The sequence below is a fragment of the Brucella pseudogrignonensis genome, from assembly GCF_032190615.1.
Taxonomy (GTDB): Bacteria; Pseudomonadota; Alphaproteobacteria; order Rhizobiales; family Rhizobiaceae; genus Brucella; species Brucella pseudogrignonensis_B.
Genome location: NZ_JAVLAT010000001.1, coordinates 349,573 through 366,563, shown reverse-complemented (window position 1 = coordinate 366,563; position 16,991 = coordinate 349,573). Strand labels below are relative to the sequence as shown.

Here is a 16,991-nt window from a genome sequence, read left to right as displayed (position 1 = left end):
CATTCGAAATGCCTGAACAGAGGAAGACAATGTGACAGTTCATTTCATTGGCGCTGGTCCCGGTGCGGCCGATCTTATCACTGTGCGCGGTTTGCGACTGATCGAGAGCTGTCCTGTCTGCATTTACGCAGGATCACTGGTGCCGAAAGATGTCATTGCGTCTGCACCTAAAGATGCGCTGCTGATTGATAGTTCCTCGCTCACGCTTGATGAAATCATTGCGGCGATTGAGGCTGCACACGCTCAAGGGCATGATGTTGCACGCGTACATTCAGGCGATCCGTCGATTTATGGCGCGATGGCCGAACAGATGCGCAGACTTGATGCGCTCAATATTCCTTATGATGTGACGCCGGGGGTTCCGGCTTTTGTTGCTGCTGCGGCTGCGATGAAGCAGGAACTCACAATCCCGGAAGTTAATCAGAGCATTATTCTCACACGCACTTCGGTCAAATCTTCTGCCATGCCGAAGGGCGAAGAGCTTGCTACTTTTGCAAAATCCGGTGCGACGCTGGTTATTCATCTTTCTATTCGCAATCTAGCGAAAATCGAGGCTGAGCTGATGCCATTTTATGGTGCTGACTGCCCGGTGGTTGTTGCCTATCGCATCGGCTGGCCAGATGAGCAGATTTTGCGTGGAACACTGGCTGATATTGCGAAGAAAATCGAGCTTTCAGGCGTTAAACGAACTGCGATGATCTTTGTAGGGCGTGGTCTTGATCCGAAGAATTTTAGTGACTCAGCGCTTTATCATGAAGCGCATAGCCATGTTGCGCGCTCAAAATCGTAAATTAGAACGAGCGAAATCGAGTGCTTCTTCCACTGTCGCGACAATCGTTCTGGCCGCAACTGGTGGGCGGTTGATCATCATGACCGGGATGGCGAGATCGCGGGCCGCTTTGATCTTGGCATAAGAGATGCTACCGCCGGAATTGCGGCTGACGATCAGCCCGATTTTGCGTCCGCTGAGAAATTGGACTTCAGCTTCATAATCACCGGGCTTTGCCAGCACGATCTCACAATCGTGCGGGAGGCTTACTTCCGGCGGATCGACCATGCGCATGATGAAGTGCACATCGTTACGTTTTGCAAAGGGTGCGATATGCTGTCGTCCTAGTGCGAGCAAGACGCGTTCACCGGCGGGGATAAGGCTCGCGGCTTGCACTTCACTCACGACATCAATCCAGTTGTCGCGACTTTCCTTTTTCCATGCTGGGCGCTCAAGTCTAAGCAGAGGGATATTCGTAATTTCAGATGCTTGCACAGCATTTTGCGAAATGCGCGTTGCATAGGGATGCGTCGCGTCGATCAGGAGATCAATCTTCTCATGCGCCAGATACGTCGCAAGACCGTCTGCGCCACCAAAGCCACCTGTTCGGATTTTACCGCTGATTGCCGTCGGGTTTGCCGTCCGGCCTGCAAGTGAGGTGATAGATTCAACGGGCAGGGGGACGAATGCACATGCAAGTTTTGCTGCTTCTGCTGTGCCGCCAAGAATGAGTATTTTAGAGACGGGCAAGGATATTGCCTTTGCGATCCGTCACGATGATTTCGACGTCAACGGGCGCGCCGCGCAAGGTTGCAAGTGCAGTTTCTTTTGCTTTTTGCGCAATTGGCGTGGCCATGTCGATGCCAAGGCCTTGAGTCAATTCAAGGACTTCGAGCGCAGTGTTCGCCAATAGAATCGGGTCCTTTATGTCGCTTGGCGCGCCGGCTTTTTCGGCGATTTGCCAGAGGAAACTTTTGTCTACCTGCGAGCGTGCTGAGTGGAGATCGAGTTCCCCTTGTGCCAGCTTTGTCAGTTTAGCAAAGCCGCCGGCAATGGTTAGCTTATCGATTGGATGCTCGCGAAGATATTTGAGAACGCCACCCGCAAAGTCACCCATGTCAAGAATAGCGAAGTCCGGCAGATCATAGATCGCCTGAGCGGCATCTTCGGAGGTTGAGCCCGTGGCAGCGAGCACATGTTTTTGCTTTTCAGCACGCGCTACATCGATGCCGCGATGGATCGAATGAATCCATGCTGAGCAGGAGAAAGGATGCACAACGCCTGTCGTGCCTAAGATGGAAATACCGCCAACGATACCAAGGCGCGGGTTCCAGGTTTTCTGTGCAATTTCCTCGCCACCCGGAACCGAGATCGTAATCACCAGATCAGCAGGCAGCCCATATTCAGCGCAAATCTGCTCGCAGATTTCGGTCATCATGCGGCGGGGTGTTGGATTGATTGCTGCTTCGCCCGGCTGAATTTGCAGGCCGGGTCGGGTTACAGTGCCCACACCTTCACCAGCCTGAAATACAATTCCTGTGCCGGGAGGGGCAGGGAAAACCGTTGAAATGATTGTCGCGCCATGCGTGACATCCGGATCATCGCCAGCATCCTTGACGATACCGGCCATAGCATAGCCTTCACCCAGCCCTTCATATTCAAGCTGAAAATAAGGGACTTCGCCTTTGGGAAGGATAATGCCGACCGGATCGGGAAACTCGCCCGTAATCAGCGCGGTGAGTGCTGCTTTGGTTGCTGCGGTGGCGCAGGCGCCCGTCGTCCAGCCACGACGCAAAGGTTCTTGCCCGTCATTTTGCGTTTTTTCCTTGCGGGGCGTGGTTTCGTCGTTCATGGATGCCTGCGGATTATCTGGTGACACATTGCAAAATGACTGAAAATATTCAACCCAACATTACCCCATCTGGCGCTGACAGGATAGCTTTGCCTGCAATGGAGCCGGGGCATGTCTGGTTGGTGGGCGCCGGTCCCGGAGATCCCGGTTTGCTGACGCTTCATGCCGCCAATGCATTAGGTCAAGCCGATGTGATTGTCTATGACGCTCTGGTTGACGAATCTTGCCTTTCGCTGAGAAATACCAAGGCTGTTCTTGAATATGCTGGTAAGCGCGGTGGCAAGCCGTCGCCAAAGCAGCGCGATATTTCGCTGCGTCTGGTTGAGCTGGCAAAACAGGGTAAAAAGGTTTTGCGCCTGAAAGGTGGCGATCCGTTCGTCTTTGGGCGGGGAGCTGAGGAAGCGATGACGCTCGTAGAACATAGCGTACCGTTTCGTATTGTGCCGGGCATTACAGCAGGCATTGGCGGCCTTGCCTATGCTGGAATCGCGGCCACGCATCGCGATATCAACCAATCGGTCACATTCCTCACAGGCCATGATGCAACCGGGCTGATGCCAGATCGCGTTCATTGGGAGGGGATTGCGCAGTTCTCTCCGGTTATAGTGATGTATATGGCGATGAAGCATATCGACCTTATCACAGAGCGTTTGATGGCTGCGGGACGCTCACCAGATGAGCCGGTGGCTTTTGTCTGTAATGCCAGCTTGCCTGAACAGGTGGTTTTGGAGACCACGCTGTCACGTGCGGTTGCCGATGTCGAAGCATCGGGTCTCAAGCCACCGGCAATTGTGGTTGTGGGCGAGGTTGTTAAGCTGCGCTCCGGGCTTGATTGGATAGGTGCGTCTCAGGGACGTAAGCTGACAAGTGATCCGCTTCATCTCAACAAGGAGAAGAGCGCATGAATGGTTTCATGATTGCTGCACCTGCCTCCGGTTCAGGAAAGACAACTTTAACGCTTGGGCTCCTGCGCGCTCTAAAACGGCGTGGCGAGGCGCTTGCACCGGCAAAAGCTGGTCCCGATTATATCGACCCTGCCTACCATAAGGCTGCGAGCGGTGTGGATTGTTTCAATCTTGATCCATGGGCCATGCGGCCAGAGCTTATCAGTGCTATTTCATCCCGTATGACTGAGGGCAACAAGCTGCTTGTTGTTGAAGGCATGATGGGGCTTTTCGACGGGGCGCTTGATGGAAAAGGCTCGTCGGCAGATTTGGCGCGTATGTTGGATCTGCCAGTGGTTCTGGTGGTTGATTGCGCACGCCAATCCCATTCCATTGCTGCACTCATTTCGGGTTTCAGCCAGTTTCGCAAGGACATGCTGATTGCCGGGGTTATCCTTAATCGTGTTGGCAGTGGCAGACATGAGGTCATGCTGCGCGAAGCGATCAAGCCACTCGGTATTGCCGTGCTTGGCTTAATCCCGCGCGATGAAGCGCTGGTTCTGCCTTCAAGGCATCTGGGTCTCGTACAGGCGGGTGAACATGCCGATCTGGAGCGTTTCCTTGATCATGCTGCTGATGTGGTTGATGCGCGTATTGATTTACGCGCATTGGAGCATATCTGGTCGCGGCCAAAGCATCATGAGGCTATGGCGAATGTTCCTCGCCTCACGCCGCTTGGAAACCGCATTGCAGTTGCGCGAGACGATGCCTTTGCCTTTGCCTATGCGCATCTGCTTGCGGGCTGGCACAGGCGTGGTGCCGAGATTTCATTCTTTTCACCGCTTGCTGATGAAGCGCCCGATGAAAGCGCTGACGCTATTTATCTGTCGGGCGGTTATCCTGAGCTTTATGCCGGAAAACTGAGCCAAGCGAAGCATTTTCAGCAGGGCATGAGAAGCGCTGCGGATCGTGGTAAGCGCATTTATGGCGAGTGCGGCGGCTATATGGTGCTGGGTGAGACGCTGGAAGATTCGTCTGGTGTACAGCATCCGATGCTCGGTCTGCTGCCGCTTGAAACAAGCTTTGCCAAACGCAAAATGCATCTTGGCTATCGCAAGCTGGAACCTTTGTCGGGTTCGCCATGGCAGGTGCCACTTACGGCGCATGAGTTTCACTATGCCAGTATTGTGCGCGAAGGGGATGCCGAGCGGCTGTTCCGCGTCCGCGATGCGTTGGGTGAAGCACTGGGAGAGGCGGGACTTCGCGTTGGTTCAGTTGCTGGCTCCTTCATGCATGTGATTGATTTTTCCGGAGAGAATGCCTGAACATGACTATTGAGCATGGGGGAGCGCTGGATAAGGCCATTGCGCGTTTTGGCGGCAAGGCCGAAGACTGGCTTGATCTTTCAACGGGTATCAATCCCGAACATTTTCCACTGCCAGAATTGCATGCGCCGCTGTGGAACCGTTTGCCTGATGAGGGGCTGTTGCAGCAGGTTTTGACTGCGGCGCGTTCATATTACGAAGCAGGTCAGGATGCGCCAATCGTTGCCAGCTCGGGAACGCAGGCGCTGATTCAGCTTATTCCGACATTGCTTGAACCTGCGACGGTCGCCATTTTGGGCCCGACCTATCAGGAACATGCGGTAGCTTTTAAAGCGGCAAACTGGAATGTGATCGAATGTGCGACGCTCGACGACATCCCGGAGGATGCGCGGGTGGTCACAATCGTCAATCCGAACAACCCGGATGGCCGGATTATTGCGCGGCCTGATTTGCTGGGGCTTGCGCGAAAGCTTGGCGAACGTGGTGGTTTTCTGGTTGTGGATGAAGCTTTTGCCGATCCACACCCGGAAGTGAGCATTGCAAGACATGCTGCCGATGCGCCGCTGGTCGTGTTGAAATCCTTTGGCAAGTTCTTTGGCCTTGCAGGTGTTCGGCTTGGGTTCCTGCTTGCAAATGATGAGTTTGTGCAGCGCGTTGCAGACAGGCTCGGTCCATGGGCCGTGGCGGGACCAACGCTTGCAATTGCCCTTCATGCTTTTGAAAGCGGTGTTGAGCTTGAGGCCTTTCACGGACGCATTGATACAAGGCGGGCAGAGCTGGCCGCGACGCTCGCGCAGTGCCAGCTTGTGGAAGTAGGCGGCACAGCGCTGTTTTCGTTGGTTGAACACGAAAATGCGCATGCAATTTACGATGCACTTTGTGAGCGGCATATTCTTGTCCGAAAGTTTGCCTATGCACCAAGCTGGCTGCGCATCGGACTAGCGCCCGATCAGGCGGGTCTTATGCGATTGGAACAGGCATTGCGGGATATTCTCCGCTTGAAAAAGTGATTCAGGAAAGCGCATCAAGTCCATGGAAATAAAGCTGATTATTCTTGCTCTAGCGCTTATTCTGGATCGTCTGGTGGGTGATCCGCCACAGCTCTGGCAGAAAGTTCCGCATCCGGTGGTTCTGTTTGGCAAAGCAATCAGCCGGGGTGAAAAACGTCTCAACGATCACAGTCTTTCTGTCAATGCACTGCGCAGCAATGGCATGTGGCTGATCATCGGACTGGTCATTTCCTGTGTTGTGGTCGGGTTGGCGCTAGACTACTTGCTGCCTTATCTGGGTACAGCGGGTGCGCTGGTCGAGATCATCATCGTTGCGGTGTTTCTTGCACAGAAAAGCCTTGCCGATCATGTGCGGGCCGTGGCCTATGGGTTGCGTGAAGACGGAATTGAAGGTGGTCGCAAAGCGGTTTCAATGATTGTCGGACGTAACCCGGATCAGCTTGATGAAGGCGGGGTCAGTCGTGCGGCGATTGAAAGTCTTTCAGAGAATGCTTCAGACGGCATCATCGCGCCAGCTTTCTGGTTTTTGGTGGGCGGATTGCCGGGGCTATTCGCCTATAAGCTTATCAACACTGCCGACTCGATGATTGGCCATCTCAATGACCGCTATCGTCATTTCGGACGCTTTGCAGCTCGTCTCGATGATGTCGCAAACTATATCCCAGCTCGATTGACCGGATTACTCACAGCAATTGCTATTGCATTCACGGTCGACAAAAAAGCCGGGAAAAGAACACTTAGGGTGATGTGGCGCGATGCGCCGTTGCATCGTTCGCCCAATGCTGGTTGGCCGGAAGCAGCCTTTGCGGGTGCGCTTGAACTCGCACTTGCCGGACCGCGTCAGTACGGAACTGAAAAAGTGGAAGCGCCGCTATTTTATGGCGAGGGCAAGCGCGAAGCCGATGCCGCTGATATTGACGCGGCACTTTCGCTTTTCTGGTCAATAATGAGTGTGACGACAGGGCTTGTTATTGTGGCAAGTCTCATTGGACTTATCCATCGGCTGGTATGAAACTCGTGCCGTCATAGCGTTGCAGACGGTTTGGATTGTCTGTTCGATTGCCATTCCCATCAAATTTCAGCGTGCCAATTGCTGTTTCAAACGAATTGTTTCGTAAGACGTCAATGACGGACAGCTGCTGTTCCTGCGCCTGTTTTATCGTCTTGGCTGCGAGTTCAACTGTAGCAAAGCCCATGACTGCATAGTCTTCCGGTAAGATGCCCGCCTTGCTGATGGCGTCTGTTGCAGGCTTGGCCGTTGAAAGGTCTTGTGCCTTTAGCGGAGCAACCATGAGTGTTCCATCGCTTAGCTTTTGTTGCCCGGGAGCAGCATTCAATACGCTGCCGCCCGCGATAGTCAGCGGATATTGAAGTGCCTGAGCACTTGCACCAATGGCCGCAATATCATCACGTTCGCCGCCGACATAAACATGCGTTGCGCCTGCACGACGCAAACGAGATACAAGCGCATTCTGATTTTCGAGCCCGGGCCGGTAAGTATCGGTAAAGACGGGCTGCAATTGCTGGTCTTTGAGACTGTTCAATACTTCCCCCGCACGCTCGCGACCTTCAATGGTGCCGTCATCAATAATAGCAAAGGGATGCGCGCGCCACAGACTGCCAAGAAAACTGCCGGTTGCCCGTGTTTCCTTGTCGAGCGACGTTGTCAGACGAAAAACAGCCATTGTTGGTGATGCGCGTTTTTCGGTGAGCGTGGGTTCGCTTACACCAGAGGTGATGACAGGAATATTGTTTTGGTTGAGCAGAGGCAAGGCTGCTTCAAGTGCTTCGGAGCACAAAAATCCGGCAGCTATCTGTACTTTTTCCTGAACAAAACTTTCGGCTGCCTGCTTGCCACCTTCTGCATCGCAGCGATCATCTGCGATTGTAAGCCGTGCATTTGCCGCCGTGGCTGCCACACTCGCGCCATCTCGGAGCTGTTTTCCCAGTGCTGCAAAGTTTCCGCTTAAGGGTGCGGCAAAGCCGATACTTATATCGTTTGTATTGTCCTGTGCTTTGGCGCTTGCGCCAAACATTGAGCAAGCCGACAGCGCAATCAGCAGCAGCTTTAAAGGCTTGCGGCCATACAGTCCGTCGCGGAAAACCGCTTTATATTTTTCTGGAAACTGCTTTGGCGTGATCACAGAGGTGGTCTTCTTCAAACATTTCATGACAAATTCAACGAAAAGTGGGTAGCGGTTTCCTTGCCTTTGTGCAATGCCCGTAAGCAGATACAGGTAAACGGAGAGACATCTGCGCTAACCTGACAGTCAATACGGATAGTTGCTCACGTGCAAATGCAAAATAATGCTTCCCCCGATGCTGTTTCTGTTGAGCCAAAGACTTATCGCGATGCGATGAGCCATTATGCCGGCGCAGTTCAGCTTGTCACGACTGCTGGTTCAGCTGGCCGCCGTGGTCTTACATTGACCGCTGCTTGCTCGGTTTCGGATAACCCGCCGACTGTGCTGGTCTGTCTGCAGAAGTCGCATCCGGAAAACCATCTTTTCATTGAAAATGGTGTTTTTGCCGTCAATACGCTTGCAGGAATCCATGAACAGCTGGCCGATGCTTTTTCCGGTCGCTTGGGCATGACGCAGGATGAGCGTTTTGAGCTTGCAGAGTGGGACGTGCTAGCAACTGGCGCACCAACATTGATAAACGCACTTGCGGTTTTTGATTGTCGCGTAACGAGCGTTCAGGAACATTCAACCCATCATGTGCTCTTTGGCGAAGTGGTCGGCTTGCGTTCAAATGCCGATGAAGAAGCGTTGATTTATCTCAATCGCCGCTATCATAAGCTGGAACTCTGAACGTGTTAGGGGAGGGAAAATGATCGGGCGTGGTGGATTGGTTGCAAGTCTGTTGCTGTTGACAGCAACATCTGCTTTCGCCCAAGGGCCGCTTCCTCCCTTCAAAGATGACTATTTTGCTTATCCAGGCGTGCTTAGCAGCGCCGATAATGGCGATTATAAAGTCATCGATTACAATGAAATGCGCGATATTAACGGCCGCGATGCTGTACCGGAAAAGCGCGCCAAGGATGCCTATGTTTCGCTAAAAGCGCGGGCCTATCAAAAAGATATGGTCTTTCAGACTACAGCGGGGCCAGTAAAGGCCATGGCTGCGGGCAAGCAGAACGGCGCTTCGTTCATTGTTATTTATTTGCATGGACGCGGCGGCAATCGCCTGCAGGGCATGAATGACTTTACTTTCGGCGGTAATTTCAACCGCGTCAAAAATCTGGCTGCACTCAATAGCGGACTTTATCTGACGCCGGACTTCAAAGATTTTGCCGCAGCGGGTGAAGCACAGATTGCCGGGTTAATTGAAACTGCCAAGGCAACATCACCATCGGCACCACTTATTTTGGCTTGCGGGTCGCAGGGTGGGGCGCTTTGCTGGCGCATCGCCTCCAATGATAAAGCTGGCAATCAGCTTGCGGGATTGATCCTGATGGGTTCGCTGTGGGATGAAGGTTTCTTTAAGTCCCCGGCCTTCAAAAAGCGTTTGCCGGTGTTTTTCGGCCATGGCAGTCGTGATCCGGTTTTTGCTGTCGATAAGCAAGAGAGTTTCTATCGGGAAATCCGCAAGCGTTCACCCGGTTATCCTGTTCAGTTCCGCCGTTTTGAAAGTGGCAACCATGGGACGCCGATCAGAATGAGCGACTGGCGCGAGATGTTGAACTGGATATTCACGAAACAATGATGACGTCGTTGGGGATGCTCAACGAAAAACCGGCATTGTGGCCTTCCTGCCACTCGACAATCTGCCAAAAGCGAATAGTTATCTCAGTTAAAATTTTACCTAATCAGCAGATCGTAAGAGGTTGATCATGTCCGGACGCACCCGCAACGGAGCCCGTTTGTTTGTTATTGCTATGCTGGCTCCAATCGCTGCCGCTTGTACGACAACCACGCAAAATGCGACGGTTCCTGGCAAGTCGGAAGCTCCTGTTGCAGCTTCCAGCGTTTCATTTCCTCGCTTTGTTCCGACCTATTCGGTTGATTCATCGCTTGCTCAGCCTTGCATCACAGCTGCTGCTAACAAGTATTTCTTGCCTGAACGTGTGATTAGTGCCGTGAATTCTCGTCCGGGTGCCGGTGGTGGTACAGATGTTGACCTGAAGGTTGACCTGCGCACCGCTGTTTGCCAGCTTTCTGCAAGTGGTTCAGTTCGCTCGATTATCGATACATCGCCTAAGAGTGCCGATCAGGTTGCAGCGGAAGCCGCAGCGGCTCAGACGGCTTCGGCTGCTCCAGCGCCGAAGAAGTCGAAGAAGAAGTGATTCAATAAAACCTCGTAAGATGTGAAAAAGGCAGGGATTTCCCTGCCTTTTTGTTTTTATTTTTTGGGTTTCCCGCCATACCAGCGCGGCGTATAAACCCACTCGCCGCCTTCCGCGCAAGGAAAGCGGGCAGTGTGCGATGAGCCGACAATCACCACAGTGCGCATGTCGACATCGTCAGGTGTGAGTTGCCCGAGCGAAACAACGCGGGTTGTTTCGGCAGGCCTGCCAATATCGCGACCAAGCACGACTGGCGTTTCAGCATCGCGATACTGCCGGAGGATTTCCAGTGCTCGACCAAGCTGATGCGGGCGGGCTTTGGAAATGGGATTATAGAAAGCCATGGCAAGATCAGCTTGTGCTGCCAGTGCGAGGCGTTTCTCGATCACATCCCAGGGTTTGAGATTGTCCGAAAGCGAGATGATGCAGAAATCGTGCCCAAGTGGTGCACCAATGCGGGACGCCGCTGCCATGGCCGCCGAAATGCCGGGTTGAATAACCAGTTCAATGCCGTGCCACGCCACATCAGATGATTCATGCAATGCCTCAACAACCGCTGCAGCCATGGCAAATACGCCGGGATCGCCGGAAGACACCATCACGACGTCGCGGCCTGAAGCTGCAAGCTCAAAAGCATGGCGTGCGCGCTGCATTTCTTCGCGATTGTCGGTCATGTGAATGCTCTGATCGTCGCGAAAGGGCCCTGCCATACGGACATAGGTTTCATAGCCGAGTACGTCTTCGGCCTGTTCCAGATCACGCTGTACGGCTGGCGTCATCAGATCACGGGAACCGGGACCAAGCCCAATAACCGTGAGCTTGCCGCGCTTGCGACCGATAAAAAGAACATCGGCAGGAGTTGCTGCAGCAACCAGCGTCAGACTTTCAGTCGCTATGTGTTGAATAGGTTTTTCGACAGAGGCGGCTGTAAGATCGGCATCACCTGCAACAAAGCGCAAGGGTGCTTTCAGTGCTTTGGCAGCCTCATGGATATACGGTGATGCGCAATCTTTCTCGTGAGCCAGAAGTAAAGCAAGTGAGTCTATCGATAGGCCTGTATCGTCAAAGGCTTGTCCGATCAGACCCGCAAGGTCTTCGGTCGGCTTTTCGATAGCGATGGCAATTGTTCGCGGATGATAGATCAGCTCATTTGCCTGTGGCGTGCGGGTTTCGGGCGTGATGCTGATTGTGAGCTGCCCATCGTCTGCAAACGGCAGTTTTGAAGCGGAGAGCCAGGGAGAATTGCCTTTGATTTGTAGTGTCTGGCCTGCCAGCAAGTCGGACATGAATGTCTTGGCAGCGTCCGGATTGGCGAGTGTCAGTTCTGCCGGAGGATGGAGCAGGTTGATGCCAAAGCGCAACTCGCCAGTCGTGGTGATTGCGGGCGCGACTTCCAGTGCATGAGCGATCTTTCGCGCCAGATCGTTGACGCCCGACAGACCGCCAAGCAATGGCACGACTGCACTGCCATTTTCTGCAACGGACAGAACTGGTGGTTCGATGCGCTTGTTTTGCAGAAGGGGTGCAAGGGCGCGGATGATGATGCCTGAAGCGCATAAGGCGATCACAGGTCGGCCTTCTTCATAAAGTGCGCGGATTACATCGCCAAAATGAGCAAAGCTTTTGTCGGCGCTTTGAACGCGGTTTTCCAGTCCCAGCACTTCCGCATTTCCAAGTGCCGAATGCACTTTCCGCGCCGTGGAAATTGCAGCTTCGCTCAAGATCAGAATTGCAGGCTTCATGCGCCGTTCCATTTGCTGCCCGGAACGAGAATGATCGAGAAATATGGGCAATCGCTACCACTCACCTCGGCCAGTGGCGCAATACGCTGGTTTTGCATGGTTGCACGCTCGATATAAAGCGCACGATCCATCAGCCCAAGCTCGTTTAGCACATCACGCACCTTGTCGAGATTCTTGCCGAGTTTCATGATGGCTGCGGCCTCAGTACCAGTGAGGCGTGTTTTGAGTTCTTCCGCACCCATGACGCCTGAAAGGATCGACAGGGTTTGGTTGCGGTAGACTAAAGGTGCGCCGAGCACGGCAGCAGCGCCCAGAACAGAGCAAACGCCAGGCACGACTTCCGTTTCGTATTTTTCAGACAGTCGGTCATGGATATACATGAACGAGCCATAGAAGAACGGATCACCTTCCGCGATCACGGCCACATCATGGCCCGCATCAAGATGACTTGCAATCGTCGTGGTAATCTCGGCATAGAAATCGCTGACGATCTGCTCATAATCCATGTGATCAGGCAGTTTTTCCGTTGTTACCGGATAGATGAGGGGAACCAAAGTCTGCTCTGCAGACAGATAAGTTTCGACAATCGTCAGTGCATTGCCCTTTTTGCCCTTGGCCGCGTGGTAGGCGACCACAGGAGCGGATTTGAGCAGTCGAAGCGCTTTGAGTGTGATGAGTTCGGGGTCGCCGGGGCCGACACCCAGACCATAAAGCTTGCCTTTGAGGGCCATTATTCGCGCTCCGAAGCAAGTGCATTGACGGCAGCTGCGGTCATAGCGCTACCGCCACGACGTCCGCGCACAATAACGAAAGGGACACCACGGCTGTTCTCAGCCAGCTCGTCCTTGGATTCTGCAGCACCCACAAAGCCGACCGGCATACCAATAATAAGCGCAGGTTTGGGCGCGCCATTGTCAAGCATTTCAAACAGGCGGAAGAGGGCGGTTGGTGCATTTCCGATAGCAACCACGCTGCCTTTAAGGTGTGGAAGCCAAAGGTCGAGGGCTGCGGCAGAGCGTGTGTTGCCGATCTTTTTCGCCAGCTCTGGAACCGATGGATCGTTCAGTGTGCAGATAACATCATTATTGGCTGGCAGTCGGGCACGGGTAATGCCTTCTGCAACCATACGTGCATCGCAGAGGATTGGAGCACCTTTGAGTAAAGCATCACGTCCGGCCTGTCCTGCGCCTTCTGAGAAGACGATGTCTTCAACGATATCGACCATGCCAGATGCGTGAGCCACGCGCACGGCGAGCTTTTCGAGATCCGCAGGGATACGACTCAGATCAGCCTCGGCGCGGATGATGGCGAAGGAGCGGTCATAAATGGCCTGCCCGTCGCGGATGTAATCTGTCATGGCGTCCGCTTTTGCTATTTGTTCAGCAGCTTTGCTGCCTCATCAATGGTGATGTTTGACGCCAATAGCCGTCCAAAGCGCGATGGTCCAGCTTTGTCTTGTAAAAACAGGTCGTAATACATTGGGGAGCGGGCAAGAAGCGTATGTGGCAAGGGAGAAAGTGCAGCGCAGGATTTGACGCAACCTGTGAGGTGAATCTGTTTGGTGTCGCTTTTTAGCTTAAGTGCAAGCCTTTCACTGTCTGCCTGTGTGTCTGCAAGCGCTGAGGCGCAGCCTTTGGAACCTGAACAGGCACGAAGGCGGGCGGCAGGGAAAGTTGGCTCGGTTGAGAGCCCCAAGGTATGTAACCGACTGATGATGCTCTTGCCTTCAGCTTTCGCAATATGCGGGATCAGAATGCCTTGCCAGGGGGTGAGGCGCAGTTCACTTTTGGCAAGTCCGGCAAGTCCACACAGTTGCTGCGGTGTCAGTCGACCAAGCAACGGCATGGCGCCGACATAAAAGTCACCATCGAGTTGGCGATGCAGGCCAAGATGTGCGTTGGCGATGGGTGCTTTGCGCTGCCAGCTTGGTGATGCATCAAATGCAAATGTAAGTGTTTGCAGAAACTCTGCGACCGGCATCACCTCGAAGAGGTGCTTCATGCGGGCAATGCCTTTTTGGCTCGCGCCAAGGAAATGTTGTAGCATAGCCTCGATAAAAGGCAGGGCTTGCTCGCTTGAAACTGCGCCAAGCGCCTGTTTGTCAGGCGAGGAAGCCAGTCCAAACGCATAGGCTTTGCCGCCTTCAATGGCTGAGAGCCAGATGTCGCCGGGATGCGAAATCATAGCGCAATCTTCGCCACCATCGATTTGGAGCGAAAATTTGGGTGACAGCGCGTGATAGGTCTCGTTTTCCTGCAAAACGGAGAGCAGATTGGCGGCGAGGGCAGTCACATCGCTAATCTGACCATGATCAATACCAGCAGTCGGGCTGACCATGACATTGCGAACATCATCAGCTCCTGCGTTTTGCGCGCCAAGCCCTGACTCATTAAGCGCTTCGATGACATCCTGCCAGACGTCAGGATGAATGCCGCGAAGCTGAATATTGGAGCGAATCGACAATTCGATCGCGCCCGTTTCAAATCGTTCGGCGATATCTGCGATGGCCTGAATCTGTGCCACGCTGAGCCTTCCGAGCCGGAGCTTGATGCGGGCGATTGCGCCATCCTTGCTCATCACCATGCGCGAAAGTCCCGGGCAGGCACTACGCCGGTCGGGTCTGACAGCAATGGTCTGGTTTTTTGGCTTGCTCAACATATTGGCCTTATACGCGTTCGCGCTTGCACTTGCTACTGCACCGCCATACGAACGAAGAAAAGGAGCAATGCTTATGAGCTGCTGGCTGACAGTTATCGGTATTGGTGAGGATGGGCTGACGGGTCTTGGAAAGAACGCCCGCGACGCGCTCGACCGTGCTGACGTGATTTTCGGCGGCAAGCGGCATCTGGCCTTGCTCAATCCTGACATTCAAGCCGAGCAGATTTCATGGCCATCACCGTTCGATAATGCATTTCCAATGATTGAGGCACAACGCGGCAGACAGGTGGTTGTGCTGGCAAGCGGTGATCCGATGTTCTTTGGCATGGGCGCATCGCTGAGCCGGCATTTCTCGTCACAGGATATGCATATTATTCCGTTTCCTTCGTCATTGTCGCTGGCCGCAAGCCGTATGGCGTGGGCGCTGCACGAGGTGCGTACCGTCAGTGTGCATGGGCGTGCGTTTGAACTGCTGTCACCGCATATCCTGCCGGGCGAGAAGATCCTCGTATTGAGCAATGATGGCACGACGCCTGCAAAAGCTGCGGCCTTACTAAAGGCCAAAGGCTTTGGCCAAAGCCGTGTGACTGTTCTTGAGCATCTCGGCGGAACAAAGGAAAAATCTATCAGCGGTAGTGCTGATGGTTGGTCACATGAAAACTGTGCCGATCTCAATGTTTTGGCAATTGAATGCATCGCGGCGCCAGATGCGGCTGTCTTTTCTCCTGTCAGCGGATTGCCAGATCATGCTTTTGAAAATGACGGGCAGCTGACGAAGCGCGATATACGTGCAGTGACACTGTCAAGATTGCAGCCGCTGCCGCATGAGCTTTTATGGGATGTAGGTGCAGGTTGTGGCTCGATTGGTATCGAATGGATGCGTGTTCATCGTTCTTGTCGGGCGATCGCAATCGAAGCGGATGAAGCGCGGCAAGCTATCATTGAGCGCAACGCGTGTGCTCTGGGCGTGCCCGGTCTGCAGCTTGTGAAAGGTGAAGCGCCGGATGCACTTGATAGTCTCGAAGCACCGGATGCGATTTTCATTGGTGGTGGCGTTACGGATGCAGGCGTGATCGAAGCTTGCTGGAAAGCCCTAAAGCCCGGAGGACGCTTGATTGCCAATGCCGTTACATTGCAAAGCGAAATGCTGCTTTTCAACTGGCAACAGCGATATGGCGGTGAATTGACACGCTTGCAAGTTGCACAGGCAGGCGCGCTTGGTTCTTTCGATGCATGGCGTCAGGCACTCCCCGTCACAATTTATTGCGGTATCAAGACAAAATGATGACTTGAATAGTCATATTATGTTCGGTTAAGGCTTGATCGTGATTTCTGATGAGGAGACAGGCATGTCCGAATTGAGCCTGAACGCCAACGCCCGTATTGCACTTGATAACCCTGATCGTATCGTTAATCAGCTGCTGGATCATTTTGATGAGCATGGTGATGTGGAACGGAACGAAAGCAGTGCAAAGCTGGTGCTCAGTTTCGGTCAGGCGGATGTGCGCTGGAATGATGAAGCTGTCGATGTTGATGTGCGCAGTGACGATGATACCGGCCTCGCCTATATGAAGCTGTCGATTGCTTCGCATATATTAGAGTTCTTGCATAAAGACGAAACGGCACCAAAAATACGCTGGGTTGGTGATGGTGCAGCCGGAGAATTGCTTCCTTACTTCCGCGAGATGAAGGTCGTTTCGGTTTCTGATGTCACGCCCCATATGCGCCGCGTGCGTTTGCAGGGCAGTGATCTCAAACGTTTTTCGCAACATGGTCTGCATATCCGTCTGCTCTTCCCGCAGAAGGCACTGGCTCAACCGCAATGGCCGGTCATGGGTGAAGATGGTCGTCCGGTATGGCCTGAAGGTGAAGCACAGATTGTTGCGCGTGTTTACACTATTCGCCAGCTGGATGCAGACGCAGGCTGGGTTGATATTGACATGGTCATCCATGGTGATGATTGCGATGCGCCGGGTTCTGGTTGGGCAACGAGCGTGAAGCCGGGGGATATTGTCGGCATGACCGGTCCCGGTGGCGGCGATGCGGCGCAAGATGCAAAGTGGTATTTGCTGGCTGGTGACGAAACAGCATTGCCAGCGATCGGTCGAATTTTGGAGCGTCTTCCGGAAGGGGCGAAAGCTGTCGTTCGTGTTGAAATTGATAGTGCGGCAGAAGAACAGATTATTCAGAGCAAAGCTGATGTTGATCTTCAATGGCTGCATCGTAACGGTCAGGAAGCTGGAACGACCACGCTTTTGCAAGATGCTGTTCAGATAGTGGAGTTGCCCGAAAACGAAGAGAATATTTATGTTTGGGTAGGATGTGAGTTCAATGCGTTTCGCGCCATCCGCACCTATATGCGCAAAGAGCGCAATGTGCCTAAGGACAAGCAACTGATTGTTGCCTATTGGCGGCGTGGCAAGGATGGAGATAATGCCCGTCGTGGATCGGATGATTGAAAAA

17 protein-coding genes are annotated in these 16,991 nt (G+C 53.5%); 10 read left to right on the top strand and 7 right to left on the bottom strand.

The window, feature by feature from the left end:
- The first annotated feature begins 31 nt into the window (after window positions 1–31).
- Entirely contained in the window at window positions 32–790 is a 759-nt protein-coding gene (gene cobM, locus RI570_RS01855) for a precorrin-4 C(11)-methyltransferase (RefSeq protein ID WP_313826676.1), read from the top strand.
- Here cobM and RI570_RS01850 read toward each other — a convergent pair.
- Window positions 779–1,519 (bottom strand): cobalt-precorrin-6A reductase, encoded by a 741-nt coding sequence (locus RI570_RS01850; protein WP_313826675.1) that lies wholly within the window; start codon window positions 1,517–1,519, stop codon window positions 779–781. The two genes, cobM and RI570_RS01850, sit on opposite strands and share 12 nt — an antisense overlap.
- Window positions 1,506–2,621 (bottom strand): cobalt-precorrin-5B (C(1))-methyltransferase, encoded by a 1,116-nt coding sequence (locus tag RI570_RS01845; RefSeq protein WP_313826674.1) that lies wholly within the window; start codon window positions 2,619–2,621, stop codon window positions 1,506–1,508. Before RI570_RS01845 ends, RI570_RS01850 begins: the two co-directional genes overlap by 14 nt.
- A 35-nt stretch (window positions 2,622–2,656) precedes the next feature.
- On the opposite strand from RI570_RS01845, the gene cobA reads away from it, so the two are divergent.
- Genes cobA through cbiB form a run of 4 tightly spaced genes read left to right on the top strand, consistent with a single transcriptional unit; the run spans window position 2,657 to window position 6,852 of the window.
- Window positions 2,657–3,526 carry a uroporphyrinogen-III C-methyltransferase gene (cobA, locus tag RI570_RS01840; protein WP_313826673.1) on the top strand — a complete coding sequence of 290 codons (870 nt, stop codon included), beginning with the start codon at window positions 2,657–2,659 and terminating at the stop codon, window positions 3,524–3,526.
- Window positions 3,523–4,830, top strand: coding sequence for a cobyrinate a,c-diamide synthase (locus tag RI570_RS01835; protein WP_313826672.1), 1,308 nt, complete (start codon window positions 3,523–3,525; stop codon window positions 4,828–4,830). Before cobA ends, RI570_RS01835 begins: the two co-directional genes overlap by 4 nt.
- Window positions 4,827–5,840: a threonine-phosphate decarboxylase CobD gene (cobD, locus tag RI570_RS01830; RefSeq protein ID WP_313828513.1), complete on the top strand. Its 1,014-nt coding sequence runs from the start codon at window positions 4,827–4,829 to the stop codon at window positions 5,838–5,840. The genes RI570_RS01835 and cobD overlap by 4 nt, the downstream gene beginning before the upstream one ends.
- Window positions 5,841–5,862: 22 nt before the next feature.
- Complete coding sequence (gene cbiB, locus RI570_RS01825) at window positions 5,863–6,852, top strand: adenosylcobinamide-phosphate synthase CbiB (protein WP_313826671.1); 990 nt, start codon at window positions 5,863–5,865, stop codon at window positions 6,850–6,852.
- Here cbiB and RI570_RS01820 read toward each other — a convergent pair.
- Window positions 6,833–7,876, bottom strand: a complete 1,044-nt coding sequence (locus tag RI570_RS01820; protein ID WP_313828512.1) for a branched-chain amino acid ABC transporter substrate-binding protein — start codon at window positions 7,874–7,876, stop codon at window positions 6,833–6,835. The two genes, cbiB and RI570_RS01820, sit on opposite strands and share 20 nt — an antisense overlap.
- Before the next feature lie 261 nt (window positions 7,877–8,137).
- Between RI570_RS01820 and RI570_RS01815 the strand changes: the two genes are divergently transcribed.
- The 3 genes from RI570_RS01815 to RI570_RS01805 all read left to right on the top strand — a co-directional run bounded on the left by RI570_RS01815 (window position 8,138) and on the right by RI570_RS01805 (window position 10,128).
- Window positions 8,138–8,653: a flavin reductase gene (locus RI570_RS01815; RefSeq protein ID WP_313828511.1), complete on the top strand. Its 516-nt coding sequence runs from the start codon at window positions 8,138–8,140 to the stop codon at window positions 8,651–8,653.
- Window positions 8,654–8,672: 19 nt separating this feature from the next.
- Window positions 8,673–9,548: an alpha/beta hydrolase gene (locus RI570_RS01810; RefSeq protein ID WP_313826670.1), complete on the top strand. Its 876-nt coding sequence runs from the start codon at window positions 8,673–8,675 to the stop codon at window positions 9,546–9,548.
- A 127-nt stretch (window positions 9,549–9,675) separates the two neighbouring features.
- The gene (locus RI570_RS01805; RefSeq protein WP_313826669.1) at window positions 9,676–10,128 is read left to right on the top strand and encodes a hypothetical protein; all 453 of its coding nucleotides are present in this window, start codon (window positions 9,676–9,678) and stop codon (window positions 10,126–10,128) included.
- Window positions 10,129–10,184: 56 nt separating this feature from the next.
- Here the strand turns inward: RI570_RS01805 and cobJ are convergent, their stop codons facing one another.
- Genes cobJ through cobG form a run of 4 tightly spaced genes read right to left on the bottom strand, consistent with a single transcriptional unit; the run spans window position 10,185 to window position 14,528 of the window.
- Entirely contained in the window at window positions 10,185–11,870 is a 1,686-nt protein-coding gene (cobJ, locus tag RI570_RS01800) for a precorrin-3B C(17)-methyltransferase (RefSeq protein WP_313826668.1), read from the bottom strand.
- Window positions 11,867–12,601, bottom strand: coding sequence for a precorrin-2 C(20)-methyltransferase (locus RI570_RS01795; RefSeq protein WP_313826667.1), 735 nt, complete (start codon window positions 12,599–12,601; stop codon window positions 11,867–11,869). Before RI570_RS01795 ends, cobJ begins: the two co-directional genes overlap by 4 nt.
- Window positions 12,601–13,227 carry a precorrin-8X methylmutase gene (locus RI570_RS01790; protein ID WP_313826666.1) on the bottom strand — a complete coding sequence of 209 codons (627 nt, stop codon included), beginning with the start codon at window positions 13,225–13,227 and terminating at the stop codon, window positions 12,601–12,603. Before RI570_RS01790 ends, RI570_RS01795 begins: the two co-directional genes overlap by 1 nt.
- Before the next feature lie 14 nt (window positions 13,228–13,241).
- Window positions 13,242–14,528 (bottom strand): precorrin-3B synthase, encoded by a 1,287-nt coding sequence (gene cobG, locus RI570_RS01785; protein ID WP_313826665.1) that lies wholly within the window; start codon window positions 14,526–14,528, stop codon window positions 13,242–13,244.
- Window positions 14,529–14,601: 73 nt separating this feature from the next.
- Here cobG and cbiE point away from each other — a divergent pair, with 73 nt between their 5' ends.
- Complete coding sequence (gene cbiE, locus RI570_RS01780) at window positions 14,602–15,813, top strand: precorrin-6y C5,15-methyltransferase (decarboxylating) subunit CbiE (RefSeq protein WP_313826664.1); 1,212 nt, start codon at window positions 14,602–14,604, stop codon at window positions 15,811–15,813.
- Window positions 15,814–15,877: 64 nt separating this feature from the next.
- Window positions 15,878–16,987 carry a siderophore-interacting protein gene (locus RI570_RS01775; protein WP_313826663.1) on the top strand — a complete coding sequence of 370 codons (1,110 nt, stop codon included), beginning with the start codon at window positions 15,878–15,880 and terminating at the stop codon, window positions 16,985–16,987.
- Window positions 16,988–16,991: the final 4 nt, after the last annotated feature.

Coding starts and splice junctions, on each gene's coding strand:
- RI570_RS01795 (WP_313826667.1), bottom strand. CDS start 12,601: ATGGCCCTCAAAGGCAAGCTTTATGGTCTGGGTGTCGGCCCCGGCGAC.
- RI570_RS01835 (WP_313826672.1), top strand. CDS start 3,523: ATGAATGGTTTCATGATTGCTGCACCTGCCTCCGGTTCAGGAAAGACA.
- cobJ (WP_313826668.1), bottom strand. CDS start 11,870: ATGAAGCCTGCAATTCTGATCTTGAGCGAAGCTGCAATTTCCACGGCG.
- RI570_RS01805 (WP_313826669.1), top strand. CDS start 9,676: ATGTCCGGACGCACCCGCAACGGAGCCCGTTTGTTTGTTATTGCTATG.
- cobG (WP_313826665.1), bottom strand. CDS start 14,528: ATGTTGAGCAAGCCAAAAAACCAGACCATTGCTGTCAGACCCGACCGG.
- cbiB (WP_313826671.1), top strand. CDS start 5,863: ATGGAAATAAAGCTGATTATTCTTGCTCTAGCGCTTATTCTGGATCGT.
- RI570_RS01810 (WP_313826670.1), top strand. CDS start 8,673: ATGATCGGGCGTGGTGGATTGGTTGCAAGTCTGTTGCTGTTGACAGCA.
- RI570_RS01845 (WP_313826674.1), bottom strand. CDS start 2,621: ATGAACGACGAAACCACGCCCCGCAAGGAAAAAACGCAAAATGACGGG.
- RI570_RS01815 (WP_313828511.1), top strand. CDS start 8,138: ATGCAAAATAATGCTTCCCCCGATGCTGTTTCTGTTGAGCCAAAGACT.
- cbiE (WP_313826664.1), top strand. CDS start 14,602: ATGAGCTGCTGGCTGACAGTTATCGGTATTGGTGAGGATGGGCTGACG.
- RI570_RS01790 (WP_313826666.1), bottom strand. CDS start 13,227: ATGACAGATTACATCCGCGACGGGCAGGCCATTTATGACCGCTCCTTC.
- cobA (WP_313826673.1), top strand. CDS start 2,657: ATGACTGAAAATATTCAACCCAACATTACCCCATCTGGCGCTGACAGG.
- RI570_RS01820 (WP_313828512.1), bottom strand. CDS start 7,876: ATGTTTGGCGCAAGCGCCAAAGCACAGGACAATACAAACGATATAAGT.
- RI570_RS01775 (WP_313826663.1), top strand. CDS start 15,878: ATGTCCGAATTGAGCCTGAACGCCAACGCCCGTATTGCACTTGATAAC.